This window comes from Cytobacillus sp. C11.1 (genome assembly GCF_058145115.1).
The window spans coordinates 1,019,624-1,036,763 of record NZ_CM176935.1; the positions used below are offsets into that span (position 1 = coordinate 1,019,624).

The window sequence follows — 17,140 nt, forward strand, 5'->3', positions numbered from 1 at the left end:
GGTACCTGGTACCTTTCCTGTACCCTTGCACTTTCATGATGGAGTATTTATACTTATATAGTTATAGACAAGATGAAAAGGATGTGTTGCCGTTGTCCAGTCGCTCAGCGGAACAAATGCCTGTGAAGATTAAAGTGAAGACGGATATTCGCAGCGGAGGCAGTAAAGATACTTTTGAATTGACTGCTTTTGGCCGATACTATATAAAAGATGCTTCCCGTTTTCTTCAGTATGATGAAGAGATGGAAGAGGGAACGGTAAAAACGATTATAAAAATGTCCGGCACAGATGGGCTGATTTTACGAAGCGGTGCCGTTAAGATGAGGCTGCCGTTCAAGATGAATAAAAAGCTCCGGGGCAGCTACCAGACGCCTTATGGAGTGTTTGAGATGGGCACAATGACCAAAAGGATGGTTCATCAATATGATGACGAATCAGGTGAAGGCTCAATCGATATTTTATACGATTTAAAAATGCAAGGATCCCAGGCAGGTACATACCATTTGGCGATAACGTTTGAGGAGGAGAACAATGAACATAGTTGAGCAGGTGCAAAGCAAATTAAAGCAGGAAATTAAGGATGCGGTCGTGAAGGCCGGTTTGGCGGCGGAAGAGCAAATTCCAGATGTTATTCTTGAAATCCCGAAGGAAAAGGCTCATGGCGATTATTCTACCAATATGGCGATGCAATTGGCTCGTGTGGCCAAAAAGGCGCCGAGAATGATTGCGGAGGATCTTATCGCTAATTTTGACAGCTCAAAGGCTTCCATTGAAAAAATTGAAATTGCAGGCCCTGGCTTTATCAATTTTTACATGAATAATTCTTATTTGACTGACCTGATCCCGGCTGTACTTGAAGCAGGGGCTAAGTACGGCGAAACGACAATCGGCAACAGCCAAAAAATCCAGGTGGAGTTTGTTTCAGCGAACCCGACTGGCGATTTGCATTTGGGACATGCCCGCGGTGCGGCAGTCGGGGACTCCCTATGCAATATTTTAGATAAAGCTGGCTATGATGTTTCCCGTGAATACTATATTAACGATGCAGGAAATCAGATAAACAATCTGGCTCTGTCTGTTGAAGCACGTTACTTCCAGGCTCTTGGCATGGAAAAAGAAATGCCGGCTGACGGCTACCATGGTGAAGATATTATTGGCATCGGCAAAAAGCTTGCTGAGGAATTTGGCGATAAATATGTGAATATGGATGAAAAAGAACGCTTTGACTTTTTCCGTGAGTATGGTTTGAAATATGAAATGGCGAAGCTTAAGCAGGACTTGGAGGATTTCCGAGTGCCATTTGATGTCTGGTATTCCGAAACATCTCTTTATAATAACGGGAAAATCGACACTGCTTTAAAGGCGTTAAAGGATAACGGCCATATTTACGAAGAGGACGGCGCTACATGGTTCCGCTCGACTACTTTCGACGATGATAAAGACCGCGTGCTCATTAAAAATGACGGTTCTTATACGTATCTGACTCCGGATATTGCTTACCATAAGGACAAGCTTGAAAGAGGCTTTGAAAAGCTGATCAACATTTGGGGTGCTGACCATCACGGCTATATTCCGCGTATGAAAGCAGCGATCCAGGCACTGGGCTATGACCGTGAAGCGCTAGAAGTAGAAATCATCCAGCTTGTTCATTTGTATAAAAACGGCGAAAAGATGAAGATGAGCAAACGTACAGGTAAAGCCGTCACGATGCGCGATCTAGTGGAAGAGGTAGGACTGGACGCGACACGCTACTTCTTCGCGATGAGAAGTGCAGATACGCATCTGGATTTCGACCTTGATTTGGCTGTATCCCAGTCAAATGAAAATCCTGTCTATTATGCGCAGTACGCACACGCCCGTATCTCCAGCATCCTGCGCCAGGGTGAAGAGCAGGGCCTGACTGCAGACAATAACGCAGATTTCTCTCTTATTCAAGCGGAAAAGGAAATGGACGTTCTTAAGAAGATCGGCGAATTCCCGCAGGCTGTGGCAGAAGCAGCGCAAAAGCGTATGCCGCATAGAATTACGAACTATATTTTTGAACTGGCTTCCACTTTCCATAGTTTCTATAATGCTGAAAAAGTATTGGATGCTGAAAATCCGGAAAGAACAAAAGCCCGTTTGGCATTAATTAAAGCGGTACAAACAACATTGAAAAATGCATTGGCATTGATCGGAGTATCTGCGCCGGAGAAAATGTAATAGCCAATATAAGGCTGGCACCTTCAAGTGCCGGCTTTTTTCATGTTTTTGCCGAAAAAGGGGAAGATAAGTCATATGTTTAGGTTTTTAGTAGAGTGAAACTTCACTCAGTGATATTCTGAGTGTTAGTTGAACCATACAGGGAACCTTTAATTAAAAGAGACTTACTGCCCGTTAGTCAGCGGTTAGACGGGTAAAACAGTAAGCAAGTTTAAGGAGGATATCATGAAAATCGTTCTATTATCAATACTTACAGGATTTCTGGTTGGATTTATATTTGCTTTTATGAAGCTGCCGATTCCTGCGCCGCCAGCTCTTCCTGGAATCATGGGCATTGTTGGCATTTATCTTGGCTTTAAAGCGTACGAAGTGGTTTTGCCGTGGCTGCAGAATTTAGTGAGATAAGAGAAGGGATGTCCGCAAATTTTGCGGGTCATCCCTTATTTTGCGCCATTGTGAACTCAGCGAATAAAACATGAATTTTAACGAAGAAATGATGAAAATTAGCGAACAAACCGTAAAATTATGCGAATAAAATGGGCAAACTTGCGAACAAATCCTGGATTTCGCGAATGAACCTTTATGAGAGATTCGAAGAGGATCTATCTCTGATGAAAACATAGCTTTGAATTTAGGAGAATCCCTATTTTAAAGCAAAATGAACAAACCCTTGAGGATTTGTCCATTTTATCTGCATTAACCTTTCAAATTAATTCCAATGAATTTCATTTCTGTCATTTCACTGATTGCATATTTTACGCCTTCGCGGCCGATGCCGCTTTCTTTTACACCGCCGTAAGGGTAGTTGTCCTGCCTGTAGCTTGAAGCTTCATTGATCCAGACGCCGCCCATTTCCAGGCTGTCCGCTACACGGATAGCACGGTCAATATCCTTCGTGAACACACCGGCTTGTAATCCGTATACGGAATCATTGGTACGCTGGATTGCTTCCTCTTCGGTCTCAAAAGGCATAACCGAAACCAGCGGAGCAAATGCCTCATCTGAAACAACCTTCATATCACTATTCACATTTGTTAGGATCGTCGGTGATACAACGGTTCCATCTTGTTCCCCGCCTGTTTCAATTTTTGCACCCTGATCCCTGGCTTCGTCGATCCAGGCTTTTGTCTTTGAAGCTGCACCTTCATCAATCATCGGTCCAATATCGGTGCTTTCCTCACGCGGGTCGCCAATCTTAAGCCTGTTTGTAGCTTCAATGAATTTTTCAAGAAAGGGCTCGTAAAGGCTTTGATGGACATAGATTCTCTGTGCAGAAACACATACCTGGCCTGAAAAGCCAAATGCCGCCATCACAAGCTTATCAACAGCGTTATCAAGATCGGCATCTTCGAAAATAATATTGGGTGAATTTGAACCTAGCTCCATCGTTACCTTTTTTAGGCCGGCCGTATCCCGAATCATTTTTCCAACTGCAAGGCTGCCTGTAAAGGTAATCTTGGGGACCAGTTTATGGGTGGTAAGGTGGGCACCCACTGTTTCTCCTGTGCCAAGGACAAGATTCAACACGCCATCTGGCAGCCCGGCTTCTTCAAAGAGTTTTACAAGCATATAAGCGGAGACCGGTGTTTTTTCAGCCGGTTTGAAAATAACTGTATTGCCGGCTGCTATAGCAGGTGCTATTTTATGAAGAGATAAATTTAAAGGAAAGTTAAAGGGGGTGATCGCACCTACTGGGCCGATTGGCGTGTGCTTAACCATTCCCATTCTGTTTTCTCCGCGCAGGGCAGCATCCATAGGAAGAACTTCACCGGTTATATTTTTAGAAAGCTCTGATGCAAAACGGAGAATCTGAATAGACCGTTTAACTTCTGCACGGCTATGCTTGATCGGTTTTCCTGCCTCCTGGACAATGATTGCCGCAAATTCCTCCGTTTTCTCTTCCAAAATATCAGCGGCTTTCCGCAATAGATCAGCCCTTTCAAAAGCGGGCATTTTCTTCATAGTGGTTTCAAAGGTTTTCACACTATTATTTATGGCTTCTTCCATGTCATTTTTAACTGCCAGAGCTATTTCGGCTACAAGCTCCTGATTGTAGGGGTTACGGACTTCAAGTGTTTCACGGTGGGTTTCAATTCTCTCTTTTCCATTGATAATTGAGCCTATGATCATCATCTAATCCTCCTCCTTTGCTAGCAGAGAATTTTACCTAGTTTTTTTGTGAGTTTCATATTTTCGCTATAGTCTACCGGACAATCAATCAGGACTGGCTTATTCATGCCAACTGCTTTTTCCAGAGAGGACTTCAATTCGCTTGTGTCTTGAATCTCGATTGCCTCAAATCCATATGATTTTGCAAGCTGGATAAAATCCGGATTTCCGAACTTAACATGGGATGACCGGTTAAACTCATTTAACTGTTTCCATTCAATTAAACCGTAGCCTTCATCTCTCCATAAAAGAATCACAATGGGAAGATCGAGTCTTTTGGCCGTTTCAAGCTCTGCGCTTGACATTTGGAAGGCCCCGTCGCCGCAAACGGCCACGACGTTTTTAGCAGGATGGGCCATTTTGGCGGCAATGGCTCCAGGAACAGCTACGCCCATGGAAGCTAGGCCGTTTGAAATGAGGCATGTATTGGGTTCATAGGTATGATACATTCTGGCCATCCACATTTTGTGTGCCCCAACATCCGAAATGACGATGTCGTCATCATTTAGGACTGCTCTCAGGTCAGATATGATTTTCTGCGGCTTAACAGGGAAGCCTGCGTCATTTTCAAATGACTCTAATTCGCTTAGTACTTTGCTTCTTACATTGGCAACCCATTTGTTATCACGTTCGGCAGGGGAGAGGGCATTGTTCAACTCTTGTAAGTTTTCTTTGATATCGCCGATCACATGGTGTTTCACCGGATAGCTTGCATCCGTTTCAGCTTCAATGGTATCAATATGCAAAATCGGTGTTTGCCCGCCGGGATTCCAATTTTTTGGAGGGTATTCAGCCATATCAAAGCCAATGGTAATAATGAGGTCTGCTTCCCGGAATCCGCAGGTAATATAATCATTGCTGCTTAAACCGGCGGTCAGCAGGCTTAATTCATTTCTCCATGATAGGGCACCCTTTCCCATGAAGGTATGGACAACAGGAATCTGGGTTTTTTCCACCAATGCACGCAGGCTATCCGAGGCTTGTCCTCTTTCAACGCCCATGCCAGCCAGGATGAGAGGGTGTTTAGCGTCCTCCATTAGCTTTGCGGCTTCCTGGATCACCCGTTCACTCGCTTCTGATAAAGAGTGATTCATCATTTTAAGCGGGGATGCCTCCACCTCCATAGCTGCAATATCTTCTGGCAAATCAATATGTGTGGCGCCATGCTTTTCCGTTGTGGCTACCCGAATTGCTTTTCTGACAACCTCCGGGATGATATCTGTTGTTTTCACCTGGGTATTCCATTTTGTTACCGGTTCAAAAACAGAAACCAAATCATAATATTGGTGGGAAATTTTGTGCTGCCTATCCAATCCTGCCTGGCCTGTAATCGCAATAAGTGGGCAGTGGTCCATATTGGCATTGGCAACACCTGTCAGCAGGTTTGTTGCACCCGGTCCGAGAGTGGCCAGGCAGACTCCTGGTTTACCTGTAAGCCTGCCGTATGTCCCCGCCATAAATGCGGCATTTGTCTCATGTCTTGTCACAATAAACTCGATGCTTGAATCGAGAAGGGCATCCATAATGTCCAGGTTCTCTTCACCGGGAACCCCGAAGATATATTCAACCCCTTCGTTTTCAAGGCATTTAATCAGCAGTTGTGCTGCATTCATTCCTGACACCTCCTGAGCTTTTAATAAAAATAGCTTATTTGACTATTCCACATAAATGTCTGCCTAAACAGAGGGAACCCTATTGTATTAAGAAGAACAAAACTGAATAACTGATGGGACTGTGGGTCTATGAAAAAAAACATTATTCAAAGAGAGTATTGAAAGAAGTTTTAGGAATACAATTTTTGAGGGAACTTTCCGTATGAATGATTTGCTGAGTTTAAAGAGGCAGGTTGTTTTTTACGCAAAAGGGTGTTCATAAAATCAAGAGTTATACTATATGGGGATGAGATATATAATGCGGATGAATTCTCCGATTTTGCCAGGTGTCTGCGCAGGATAGCTGCTAGAGGAATTGAGGCAAAAGGTAAAAGAAATCACGTTAAAATGAAAGGGCGATCCTCTATAAAAGGAGGAACGCCTTTGTTATTTCCATACAATCTCCGCACCGCCAATCCTTTTTACGCCGCGAATGCTGCTGATATCCTCTGTCAGTTTAAGGGCTGCTTTGTCCTTTGCCTTTGCTTCAATCATAAAGTCGATGTCCCGGTCAAAGGTTCTCAGCAAATCGAGAAGCGGCCTGATAAAGTCAAGATCTACGTAGTCAGCGTGCGACCGGAAAGCTTTTTCGGATTTAGGTGAAGAAATATGAATCTTCGGCTTCAAGCTGGTTTTTTCCCATGTCTGAAAAATTTCCGGGAGGAGTTCTTCCAAAGGCCTGTTCCCGAGATTGGCCATATGGTGATGATAATCAAACATAAGGGGAATATTTTCCTGCTGGCAGGCCAACAGCGTTTCATCCGTGTTATAGGTTTTATCATCGTTCTCCAGCGTCATTGCTTCTTTAATGTGGGAAGGCAGCATCTTTAGATTTTCATGAAAACGATCAATGGTCGCCAGCTTATCTCCATATGCACCGCCGATATGGATATTGATGATGCTTTCTTTTTCCACCCCCATGGCTTCAAACATCGTGTAATGATACTCCATATCTTTGACGGCGTTCTTTGTTACTTCCTCCCGGGGTGATGTAAACAGGGTGAACTGGTTGGGGTGGAAGCTGACCCGCAGTTTATGTTTTTTGATAATCTCGCCAAGCTCCAGCCACTTTCCCTTAAAGGGTGTAACAAAATCCCATAATACTTCAGGATGGGTGGCAAGGGGGACGATGGAACTGGAGAGCCTATACAATTGAATTTCGTGTGCAATATTGTAATGCAGCATCCTTAATGTATTTTGCAGATTTTGAGCTGTGACTGCTTTCAGTTTTTCCAGCCTTTCTTCAGAAGGCATTTGCTGATAGCGGGTAAAGGTTAAAGTTCTGGCAGGGGAAGCTTCCCACAAGCTAATGGCATGGGAAACATATCCTAAGCGAATCTTCATTTTGATGCACCTTCTTTTCCCTGGATTCCCCTAAAGAAAACTGGCCACCGTGCGGGCAAGCATCTCTTTAAATGTCCGAAAAGGATCCAGGCGGTTTAATTCTTTTAATGTTAATCTTTTCGCATTTTGAATGTCCTTATCTAAAACTGCTTGGACCTTTTGTATGAGTTCCTTGTCATAAATAAAGCAGTTGATTTCATAGTTTAAAAACAGGCTCCGTTTATCAAAATTGGCTGTTCCGACATCTGTGATTTCATTATCGATGATGATTGCCTTGGCATGATAAAAACCGTTTAAGTATTCATAAACATATGCACCTTGCTTTAGCAGCTTTCTTAAATAAAGATAAGAGGCTTCTTTTACAAGGACATGATCTGTAATGCAGGGAACAAGAATTTTAACAGTGACGCCTCGTTCCAATGCATGGCTTAAATCCTGGAAGAGTCTTTTACTGGGAATAAAATAAGGCGTGCCAATTGTAATCGATTGCTTTGCATTACGGATTATAGAGGAAAAGCTTTCTTCCAAAAAGGCCCCTTTATAGGCAGCCAGCTGATGTTTATATTTGCCCGTATGGAGTTCAGGAAAATAGATGCTGTTTGCCAGCAAATCAGTCTTTGTTGCTTTGTACCAATCTGCAAGAAATTCTCTTTGCAGATCGTGAACACCTTCGCCTTGAAATTTTAAATGGTAATCGCGCCAGGGTGTCAGCTTTGGATCTTTATTAATGTATTCTTTCCCGATATTAAAACCGCCGCTATAACCGATCTTTCCGTCAATAACGGTAATCTTCCTGTGGTTTCTGGCTTGAAACGAATAGAAAAGAAAAGGCGGCTTGGGAACATGTGCGAAGGAAAATTTAATTCCGCTGCTTTTGAGATCTTTAACGGTTTTTCTCTTAACAGGAAAGCTGCCGGCCCAATCGAGAAGGAGGCGGACTTCAATCCCTTCCTTTGCTTTACCCTTTAGAAGAGTTAAAAACTCATGGCTGATTTTATCATCCTTCACAATATAAAATAAAATATGGATATGCTTTTGGGCGTTCCTTATTTCAGAAAATAAGTCTTTAAATAAAGCAGGCCCGTCTGCAAACATCTCCATATCGCTCTGGCGGATTGGACAATTTGTTCGCTCAAGTTTTTTTAAATGATTTTTACGGCCCCATGTAAAATCGATATACATCCATAAAAAGAGTACGAGTAAAATGACCATGATGATATTCCAGACTGTCAAAACGCCATCTTCCTCTCAACAAGATTTCCTGTTAGTATTTCCTCCGGCTGCATTTCTATCATGGAATCTTCCGTTTATTGCAGGACTTTTTCAAAAAGGAAGAGAAGTTATCTACATGTGGATAATGAAATTATTAAATTTTTCGAACAAGTTTAATGAAAAAGTGGTTGACTGAATGCTCATTCATAATATAATGGGAGTAAGAGATAAATTCAGAAAATTTTACTGTATTTTAAATTTTCTAAGGAGAATGAATTGGCACAAAAGTCGCTGGAATCATTTACGAAAGGAGCACTATGCCCTATGAACGGTTTATTATGGATTAACTTAATTGCATTCCTTCTTGTAACCGCTTACGCTGTCAGCCTGTTTGTCTATGTTGTCAAGACACGGATTGAATATATCAAGCTGGGCAAAAAGGTCGAATTTGACGGCAAAGTAAAAGAGCGCCTTGAAAAAATCTGGGTCAATGTGTTTGGACAGAAGAAGCTCTTAAAGGATAAGAAAAGCGGAATTATGCACGTCATGTTTTTCTACGGATTTCTTCTTGTCCAATTTGGTGCCATTGATTTTATTATCAAGGGAATTAAGCCTGGTGCACATTTGCCGCTGGGACCTTTATATCCTGGTTTCACGTTCTTCCAGGAAATTGTGACCTTGATGATCCTTGTTGCGGTGATCTGGGCTTTTTACCGCCGCTATGTTGAAAAGCTTGTTCGCTTAAAAAGAGGATTTAAAGCAGGTCTCGTACTTATTTTTATCGGAGGGTTAATGCTCTCTGTTCTCCTTGGAAATGGGATGAGCATGATCTGGCATGGCCATGAAGGAACATGGTCCGAGCCTGTCGCGTCTCTCATTGCCGGAGCATTCTCATGGATGGGTGAAACCGGGGCGATTGCTGTATTCTATATCGCATGGTGGATCCATTTGCTGTTCCTATTAGCTTTCCTTGTGTACGTGCCGCAATCCAAGCACGCTCACTTAATCGCCGGACCGGCCAACGTTTATTTCAACCGTATGGATAACCCGGGAAAATTAAAAGCAATCGATTTTGAAGATGAATCACAAGAAAGCTTTGGTGTCGGAAAGATTGAAGACTTTACACAGCACCAAATGATTGATTTCTACGCATGTGTGGAATGTGGGCGCTGTACAAATATGTGTCCGGCTACAGGTACGGGTAAAATGCTTTCGCCTATGGATTTGATTATTAAATTGCGTGACCATTTAACCAACCACGGTGCTGCTGTTACATCCAAGCAGCCTTGGGTGCCAACTTTTGCTTTTTCAAACACGAAAGGCAATCAGATTGCGCTTGCAGCTGCAGGCCAAGGTGCTGAAGAAGCAGCGGCCGGCCTTGCATACAGCCCAAGCCTGATCGGCGAAGTCATCACAGAAGAAGAAATTTGGGCATGTACAACCTGCCGCAACTGTGAAGATCAATGTCCGGTTATGAATGAGCATGTTGATAAAATTATTGACCTGCGCCGTTACCTTGTTTTGACAGAGGGGAAAATGGACGCTGATGCACAGCGCGCCATGACGAATATCGAGCGCCAGGGCAATCCTTGGGGACTTAACCGCAAGGAGCGCGAAGACTGGAGAGAGGCACGCGAGGATGTTCATGTGCCGACAGTGAAGGAAATGAAGAAGGCAGGAGAAGAGTTCGAATACTTATTCTGGGTTGGCTCAATGGGATCTTACGATAACCGCAGCCAAAAGATTGCTCTATCCTTTGCCAAGTTATTAAATGAGGCAGGCGTTAAGTTCGCTATTCTTGGAAACAAGGAAAAGAACTCGGGTGATACGCCAAGACGTCTTGGTAACGAGTTCTTATTCCAGGAGCTTGCGACTAAGAATATTGAAGAATTTGAGAAAAATGAAGTGAAGAAAATCGTTACAATCGACCCGCATGCCTACAACATTTTCAAAAACGAGTATCCGGATTTTGGATTGGAGGCAGAGGTATATCACCATACTGAGGTTCTTGCCAAGCTTGTAGAAGAAGGCAAACTTAAGCCGCAATATGCAGTGAATGAAACGATCACATTCCATGACTCTTGCTATCTTGGACGATACAACGAGGTTTACGATCCTCCGCGTGAAATCCTTAAGTCTATTCCAGGGGTTAAGCTTGTGGAAATGGAAAGAAACCGCGAAACCGGCATGTGCTGCGGAGCGGGCGGCGGCTTGATGTGGATGGAAGAAGAAACTGGCCACCGCATCAACGTATCACGTACAGAGCAGGCGCTGGCGGTTAACCCGTCCGTAATCAGCTCGGGCTGTCCTTACTGCTTAACCATGCTATCTGATGGAACAAAGGCAAAAGAAGTGGAAGAACAAGTTCACACGTACGATGTTGCTGAAATTCTTGAAAAGTCCATTGTGGGTGAAAAGCAGAATTTAGCTTCATAAGATAAATAATTTTAGTAGAAATTGAAGCACTAAAACAAAATCGCTTAAAGCATTTTAAGTCACTGCTAAGCATATATGTATGTGACAGGAGAATGATTTTTGCCCCGGTAAGTTTAACTAACCATGAGCGGGGAATTCAAATACACCGCTCATGGAAGTTAAACTTTATGAATTTTGTGTAAAGTGTTTCAATTTTTTCTATTTTTCTAGTAAAATAGAAAATAGTTAAGCGCTTACAATTTAAAGCTGGCTGGAGATCGATTATCTCCTTTTTGCACGCTGTCTTTTCGAGCGAGCGTTCAGTCAACCCTAGTACCTCCACATACATTTAACTTCAACAAGACCAACTGCAATGACTCAAAATTTTTTCTGAAAAATTGTTCGAACATTTTAAATTAACAGTACAAAGGAGCGATTCTTTATGGGGAAAACCGTAATTCTTAGCGGAGCAAGAACACCTTTTGGAAAATTTGCCGGAGCGCTTAGCAGCTTTTCTGCTTCTGATCTTGGCGGTTTTGCAGTGAAAGAAGCATTGAACCGTGCCGGTGTAAATCCTGATGAAGTAGACGAAGTGATTCTCGGAACCGTTCTTCAAGGCGGACAGGGGCAAATCCCTTCACGCCAGGCTGCGAGGAAAGCAGGCTTGCCATGGGAGGTAAAAACCGAAACAATCAATAAAGTTTGTGCTTCCGGAATGCGCAGCGTGACGTTGGGCGACCAGATTATCCGTGCAGGGGACGAGGAAGTGATTGTGGCTGGCGGCATGGAGTCGATGAGCAATGCTCCTTACATATTGCCGAAAGCGCGCTGGGGCTTGCGCATGGGTGATTCAACCGTTAAGGATTTAATGGTTCATGATGGATTGAGCTGCAGCTTTACAGGAGTCCATATGGGAACGTACGGAAATTCCACAGCAAAAGAATTTGAAATCAGCCGTGAAGAGCAGGACAAATGGGCATTGAGGAGCCATGAACGTGCGATTGCAGCCATTGAATCCGGCAAACTGGCAGAGGAAATTGTACCTGTAGAGGTTCCGCAGCGAAAAGGTGAACCTGTCGTTGTCGCTAAGGATGAATCGCCACGTAAAGAGACCTCTTTAGAAAAGCTTGGTAAGCTTGGTTCTGTGTTCAATTCGGACGGAACGATTACGGCTGGCAATGCACCAGGAGTTAACGATGGCGCAGCAGCATTGGTGCTCATGAGCGAACAGCGCGCAGAACGCGAAGGCAAAAAGCCGGAAGCCTATATCCTCGGCCATACAGCTATAGCGGTTGAAGCAAAGGATTTCCCGCAGACTCCGGGACTTGTTATAAATGAGCTTTTGAAAAAGACAGGAAAAACGCTTGAAGAAGTGGACCTTTTTGAAATTAATGAAGCGTTCGCAGCAGTTGCCTTAACGAGCGGAAAAATTGCGAACCTGGATGAAGAAAAAGTGAATGTGAACGGAGGAGCAGTCGCACTGGGACATCCAATCGGCGCAAGCGGAGCAAGAATTATTTTAACCTTAATGCATGAATTAAAGCGCCGGGGCGGCGGAATTGGCATTGCAGCCATCTGCAGCGGAGGCGGACAGGGCGATGCAGTTATGATCGAAGTGCCGAAGCAGTAATTTTTCAGCAGGATGGGTGTTTAACGGCTGATAGTGCAGATTCGAGGAATTATCGGCCAAAAAAACAGTTTAAATGGCTAATTCGGGGAATTATCGGCCAAAAAAAGCAGTTTAACGGCCGAATCAGCAGAAATACCGGCCAAAGTTCAAGAACGGAGGATATGAACATGAACGTTAGAAACATTATGGTAATCGGTGCAGGACAAATGGGATCGGGAATTGCACAGGTTTGTGCACAGGCAGGGTACAGCGTGCTGCTGAACGATCTGAAGACAGAGTTTGTAGACCGCGGACTAGGCGTTATTAAAAAGAACCTTTCCCGTCAGGTGGAGAAAGAGCGCATGACAGCGGAGGAAATGGAAACTGTGCTTGAAAATGTAACCGCTTCAACTGACCTGCAGGATGTTAAAAATGTTGACCTTGTTATCGAAGCAGCCGTTGAAAATATGGATATTAAGACAAAGATCTTCAGCCAGCTGGATGAACTTGCACCGGAGCATGCGATTTTGGCGAGCAATACATCATCTCTTCCTATTACCGAAATTGCTGCTGCCACAAACCGTCCAGAAAAAGTAATTGGCATGCACTTTATGAATCCGGTGCCTGTGATGAAGCTGGTTGAAATCATTCGCGGCCTTGCTACAGCAGATGAAGTGTATCAAACAATAGAGGAAATCACCAAAACGCTTAAAAAAGTACCTGTTGAAGTGAATGATTTTCCTGGATTTGTGTCCAATCGGATATTAATGCCGATGATTAATGAAGCGGTTTATACCCTGTATGAAGGCGTTGCATCGAAAGAAGCGATCGATGAAGTGATGAAGCTAGGCATGAACCATCCCATGGGGCCGCTGACTTTAGCAGATTTCATCGGCTTGGATACGTGCCTGTATATTATGGAAACGCTTCACGAAGGCTTTGGCGATGATAAATACCGCCCATGCCCATTACTAAGAAAATATGTTAAAGCTGGCTGGCTCGGAAAGAAAACAGGCAGAGGCTTCTACGTTTACGAATAAAGCAAGGGCTTAAGGCGCCCTTGGACTATTTTTACCAATCATTGGGGCCTGGCTAACAGAAGCCAGGCGGCATCGGGGGGAAGACAAGTGAACCTGAGATTTACAGAAGAGCAGGAAATGATGAGAAAAATGGTGCGGGATTTTGCCCAGACGGAAATTGCTCCTTTTGTTGAAAAAATGGAGCAAGGCGAGTTTCCGAGGGAGATCCTTCGCAAAATGGGCGAGCTAGGCTTAATGGGGATTCCAATTCCGGAAAAATACGGCGGATCTGAAATGGATTTTACTTCATATATCATTGCCATTCATGAATTGTCCCGGGTTAGTGCGACGGTAGGGGTTATTTTATCAGTCCATACATCTGTGGGTACTAATCCGATTTTATATTTCGGTACAGAAGAGCAAAAGCAAAAATATGTACCGAAGCTTGCTTCAGGTGAGTATCTCGGGGCTTTTTGCCTCACAGAACCGAGCGCAGGCTCAGATGCGGGAAGTTTAAAATCGCGTGCAGTGAAAGACGGAGACCATTACGTCATTAACGGATCGAAAGTATTTATCACCAATGGAAGAGAAGCAGATGTGTATATCGTATTCGCTTCAACCAATCCGGAGCTGGGCAGTAAAGGGGTTTCGGCGTTTATCGTAGAGAAGGATACTCCAGGCCTTATATTCGGAAAAGATGAACATAAGATGGGCTTGCACGGTTCCAGGACACTGCAGTTGACATTTGAGGATATGCGCGTTCCGGCTGAGAACCTTCTTGGCAATGAAGGTGAGGGCTTCAAAATTGCTATGGCAAACCTTGATTCAGGACGGATCGGGATTGCTGCACAGGCACTTGGAATTGCAGAGGCTGCCTTTGAAGCAGCAGCCGATTATGCGAAAGAGCGGGTGCAATTCGGAAAGCCGATAGCAGCCCAGCAGGGAGTAGGATTTAAGCTTGCGGACATGGCAACAAACATCGAAGCTGCCAAGTTATTAATCTATCGGGCAGCAGAGCTTCGCCAGCGCGGCATAAAGTGCGGTCTTGAAGCATCCATGGCAAAGCTTTTTGCATCAAGAACAGCAGTGGAAGTGACAACAGAAGCGATCCAGGTTTACGGCGGCTACGGCTATACAGAAGAATACCCGGTTGAACGCTACTTCCGTGATGCGAAAATTACCGAAATCTACGAAGGAACCAGTGAAATACAGAGGATAGTCATCAGCAAGCAGCTGTAAAGACTTCATCTTGGAGGATGTTCTCTAAAGTTTGTTGCTTTCAGGCGATTAACTAAGTTTTTCCACTGAGTTGATTGGAGCGAAAGGCACTTGATCCTCGAAAATGCTGCCGCATTTTCTTCGTGCGGTGTTTATTCAAGGATGTTTATTCAATGTCCTACGGGAGCAGCGTTCCAAGGGGAGACCCCGCAGACGCAGAGCGTCGAGGAGGCTCCCGGTAGCCCCGTGGGTTCGCTGTGTGCCTGCAGCGGAAATCAACGGGTAGGATTATAAGGTCTTTTTGAAATATCAAAGAAATCATTCAAAGCGAGGGACTGACAATGAATTTTCAATTGAGTGAAGAGCATGAAATGATAAGAAAGATGGTTCGCGATTTTGCCAGAAATGAAGTTGCTCCAACAGCAGCAGAGCGTGATGAGGAAGAGCGCTTTGATCGCGAAATCTTCAACAAGATGGCAGAGCTTGGCTTAACGGGTATTCCCTGGCCTGAAGAATACGGCGGAATCGGCAGCGATTACCTGGCATACTGCATCGCGGTTGAAGAGCTTTCAAGAGTGTGTGCTTCAACAGGTGTTACCCTTTCTGCACATACATCCCTTGCAGGCTGGCCAATTTTCAAATTCGGCAGTGAGGAGCAAAAGCAAAAGTATTTAAAGCCAATGGCACAAGGTGAAAAAATCGGTGCATACGGGCTGACTGAGCCTGGCAGCGGTTCAGATGCAGGCGGAATGAGAACGACTGCGCGTCTGGAAGGCGATCACTATGTATTGAATGGCAGCAAAATTTTCATTACAAACGGCGGAGTAGCAGATATTTATGTCGTATTTGCTTTAACGGATCCAGCCGAAAAACATAGAGGAACAACGGCATTTATTGTGGAGGCCGGCTTTGAAGGCTTCTCTGTAGGCAAAAAAGAAAAGAAATTGGGTATCCGTTCATCGCCGACTACAGAAATTATTTTTGAAGATTGCAAGGTTCCTATTGAGAACGTACTGGGGGAAGTTGGAGAGGGCTTCAAAATCGCAATGATGACACTTGACGGCGGCCGCAATGGTATCGCAGCACAGGCTGTCGGAATTGCCCAGGGTGCATTGGATGCTTCCGTCGAGTATGCAAAAGAGCGAGTACAGTTTGGCAAGCCGATTGCTGCCCAGCAGGGGATCGGATTTAAGCTGGCGGACATGGCGACAAGCATTGAAGCTTCAAGACTATTAACTTATCAGGCAGCATGGCTGGAATCCGAAGGCCTCCCATACGGAAAGGAATCTGCGATGTCTAAGCTTCTAGCGGGCGACACGGCTATGAAGGTAACAACGGATGCCGTTCAAATCTTCGGCGGATACGGCTATACAAAGGATTATCCGGTTGAACGCTTTATGCGTGATGCAAAAATTACGCAGATTTACGAAGGTACGCAGGAAATTCAGCGTCTTGTAATCTCACGGATGGTAACGAAATAAGAAAAGTAGTTTAACTTGGGTCAGGGCGTTGTCCGGCTTCCAATAAAATTGTTGCAGGTGCTTTGGTCTTATTCAAGCTGGAACGGGGATTCAGCAAAAACGGAGGATTTGCAAAGGCGGTAGATAAAAATGAAAAAACGGGAAGTGCAGGCTTCTGTTAAAGATGAGCGTCTGGTCAAAAAGAGGCGCGATCAGATGATTAAAGGTGCCGTCACCCTTTTTATCCAAAAAGGGTTCCATCGTACAACAACTAGAGAGATCGCAAAGGCATCTGGTTTTAGTATCGGGACGCTTTATGAGTATATCCGGACGAAGGAAGACGTATTATATCTGGTTTGTGACAGCATCTATGATCAGGTTGCGGAGCGGCTGCAAAAGGGTCTTGATACAAATCAAGGCACGCTTGAAAGCCTGGAACAGGGAATTGCCGATTATTTCAAGGTAGTCGATGAAATGCAGGATGAAGTGCTCGTCATGTATCAGGAAGTAAAATCCTTAACAAAGGACGCGCTTCCGTATGTCCTAAAAAAAGAAATTGAAATGGTTGGCATGTTTGAGCATGTCATCACGCTTTGTGTGGAAAATGGAGAGCTGGACCTTCCGGAAGGAAAAATCAAAATGATTGCCCATAACATTTTTGTCCAAGGGCAAATGTGGGCGTTCCGGCGCTGGTCATTGCAAAAGATGTACACGATTGATGAATATATCCAGCTGCAGACGGATCTGCTTTTTCAAGGGATAAAAAACCCAGACAAGGTTTCGGAAAAAGCTTAACAAGTTAAATTTTTATGCGCACAGCATCAGCTGCCCTGGTGCCTG

General features: G+C 44.3%; 13 protein-coding genes. 9 read left to right on the top strand and 4 right to left on the bottom strand.

Going from position 1 to position 17,140, the window contains the following annotated elements:
• Window positions 1-92 precede the first annotated feature (92 nt).
• The 3 genes from AC3ZVC_RS05210 to AC3ZVC_RS05220 all read left to right on the top strand — a co-directional run bounded on the left by AC3ZVC_RS05210 (window position 93) and on the right by AC3ZVC_RS05220 (window position 2,607).
• The gene (locus tag AC3ZVC_RS05210) at window positions 93-545 is read left to right on the top strand and encodes a YwiB family protein (protein ID WP_490066773.1); all 453 of its coding nucleotides are present in this window, start codon (window positions 93-95) and stop codon (window positions 543-545) included.
• Window positions 532-2,202 carry an arginine--tRNA ligase gene (argS, locus tag AC3ZVC_RS05215; RefSeq protein WP_490066775.1) on the top strand — a complete coding sequence of 557 codons (1,671 nt, stop codon included), beginning with the start codon at window positions 532-534 and terminating at the stop codon, window positions 2,200-2,202. The genes AC3ZVC_RS05210 and argS overlap by 14 nt, the downstream gene beginning before the upstream one ends.
• A 225-nt stretch (window positions 2,203-2,427) precedes the next feature.
• Complete coding sequence (locus AC3ZVC_RS05220) at window positions 2,428-2,607, top strand: XapX domain-containing protein (protein WP_490066777.1); 180 nt, start codon at window positions 2,428-2,430, stop codon at window positions 2,605-2,607.
• Between the two features lie 291 nt (window positions 2,608-2,898).
• On the opposite strand, the gene AC3ZVC_RS05225 is transcribed toward AC3ZVC_RS05220, so the two are convergent.
• From AC3ZVC_RS05225 to cls, 4 genes are all read right to left on the bottom strand, one after another.
• Window positions 2,899-4,335, bottom strand: coding sequence for an aldehyde dehydrogenase family protein (locus tag AC3ZVC_RS05225; protein ID WP_490066779.1), 1,437 nt, complete (start codon window positions 4,333-4,335; stop codon window positions 2,899-2,901).
• A gap of 17 nt (window positions 4,336-4,352) precedes the next feature.
• The gene (locus AC3ZVC_RS05230) at window positions 4,353-5,984 is read right to left on the bottom strand and encodes an acetolactate synthase large subunit (protein ID WP_490066781.1); all 1,632 of its coding nucleotides are present in this window, start codon (window positions 5,982-5,984) and stop codon (window positions 4,353-4,355) included.
• Between the two features lie 426 nt (window positions 5,985-6,410).
• Window positions 6,411-7,367: a UV DNA damage repair endonuclease UvsE gene (gene uvsE / locus AC3ZVC_RS05235; protein ID WP_490066783.1), complete on the bottom strand. Its 957-nt coding sequence runs from the start codon at window positions 7,365-7,367 to the stop codon at window positions 6,411-6,413.
• 30 nt (window positions 7,368-7,397) lie between these two features.
• On the bottom strand, window positions 7,398-8,579 hold the full coding sequence (cls, locus tag AC3ZVC_RS05240) for a cardiolipin synthase (protein ID WP_490068839.1): 1,182 nt from the start codon (window positions 8,577-8,579) through the stop codon (window positions 7,398-7,400).
• Window positions 8,580-8,903: 324 nt separating this feature from the next.
• Between cls and AC3ZVC_RS05245 the strand changes: the two genes are divergently transcribed.
• The 6 genes from AC3ZVC_RS05245 to AC3ZVC_RS05270 all read left to right on the top strand — a co-directional run bounded on the left by AC3ZVC_RS05245 (window position 8,904) and on the right by AC3ZVC_RS05270 (window position 17,095).
• Complete coding sequence (locus tag AC3ZVC_RS05245) at window positions 8,904-11,015, top strand: (Fe-S)-binding protein (RefSeq protein WP_490066785.1); 2,112 nt, start codon at window positions 8,904-8,906, stop codon at window positions 11,013-11,015.
• 421 nt (window positions 11,016-11,436) lie between these two features.
• On the top strand, window positions 11,437-12,624 hold the full coding sequence (locus AC3ZVC_RS05250) for an acetyl-CoA C-acetyltransferase (protein ID WP_490066786.1): 1,188 nt from the start codon (window positions 11,437-11,439) through the stop codon (window positions 12,622-12,624).
• 167 nt (window positions 12,625-12,791) lie between these two features.
• Window positions 12,792-13,643 (top strand): 3-hydroxybutyryl-CoA dehydrogenase, encoded by an 852-nt coding sequence (locus AC3ZVC_RS05255; RefSeq protein WP_490066788.1) that lies wholly within the window; start codon window positions 12,792-12,794, stop codon window positions 13,641-13,643.
• 87 nt (window positions 13,644-13,730) lie between these two features.
• A complete protein-coding gene (locus AC3ZVC_RS05260) occupies window positions 13,731-14,861 on the top strand; it encodes an acyl-CoA dehydrogenase (protein WP_490066792.1) in 1,131 nt (376 codons plus the stop codon).
• Window positions 14,862-15,181: 320 nt separating this feature from the next.
• Entirely contained in the window at window positions 15,182-16,321 is a 1,140-nt protein-coding gene (locus AC3ZVC_RS05265) for an acyl-CoA dehydrogenase (protein ID WP_490066795.1), read from the top strand.
• Between the two features lie 129 nt (window positions 16,322-16,450).
• Window positions 16,451-17,095, top strand: coding sequence for a TetR/AcrR family transcriptional regulator (locus AC3ZVC_RS05270; RefSeq protein WP_490066797.1), 645 nt, complete (start codon window positions 16,451-16,453; stop codon window positions 17,093-17,095).
• The last annotated feature ends 45 nt before the right edge of the window (window positions 17,096-17,140 follow it).

Excerpts from the sequence above, each read along its gene's own strand:
- uvsE (WP_490066783.1), bottom strand. The coding sequence starts at position 7,367 with ATGAAGATTCGCTTAGGATATGTTTCCCATGCCATTAGCTTGTGGGAA.
- AC3ZVC_RS05225 (WP_490066779.1), bottom strand. The coding sequence starts at position 4,335 with ATGATGATCATAGGCTCAATTATCAATGGAAAAGAGAGAATTGAAACC.
- AC3ZVC_RS05245 (WP_490066785.1), top strand. The coding sequence starts at position 8,904 with ATGAACGGTTTATTATGGATTAACTTAATTGCATTCCTTCTTGTAACC.
- AC3ZVC_RS05255 (WP_490066788.1), top strand. The coding sequence starts at position 12,792 with ATGAACGTTAGAAACATTATGGTAATCGGTGCAGGACAAATGGGATCG.
- AC3ZVC_RS05270 (WP_490066797.1), top strand. The coding sequence starts at position 16,451 with ATGAAAAAACGGGAAGTGCAGGCTTCTGTTAAAGATGAGCGTCTGGTC.
- argS (WP_490066775.1), top strand. The coding sequence starts at position 532 with ATGAACATAGTTGAGCAGGTGCAAAGCAAATTAAAGCAGGAAATTAAG.
- cls (WP_490068839.1), bottom strand. The coding sequence starts at position 8,579 with ATGGTCATTTTACTCGTACTCTTTTTATGGATGTATATCGATTTTACA.
- AC3ZVC_RS05250 (WP_490066786.1), top strand. The coding sequence starts at position 11,437 with ATGGGGAAAACCGTAATTCTTAGCGGAGCAAGAACACCTTTTGGAAAA.
- AC3ZVC_RS05230 (WP_490066781.1), bottom strand. The coding sequence starts at position 5,984 with ATGAATGCAGCACAACTGCTGATTAAATGCCTTGAAAACGAAGGGGTT.
- AC3ZVC_RS05265 (WP_490066795.1), top strand. The coding sequence starts at position 15,182 with ATGAATTTTCAATTGAGTGAAGAGCATGAAATGATAAGAAAGATGGTT.
- AC3ZVC_RS05220 (WP_490066777.1), top strand. The coding sequence starts at position 2,428 with ATGAAAATCGTTCTATTATCAATACTTACAGGATTTCTGGTTGGATTT.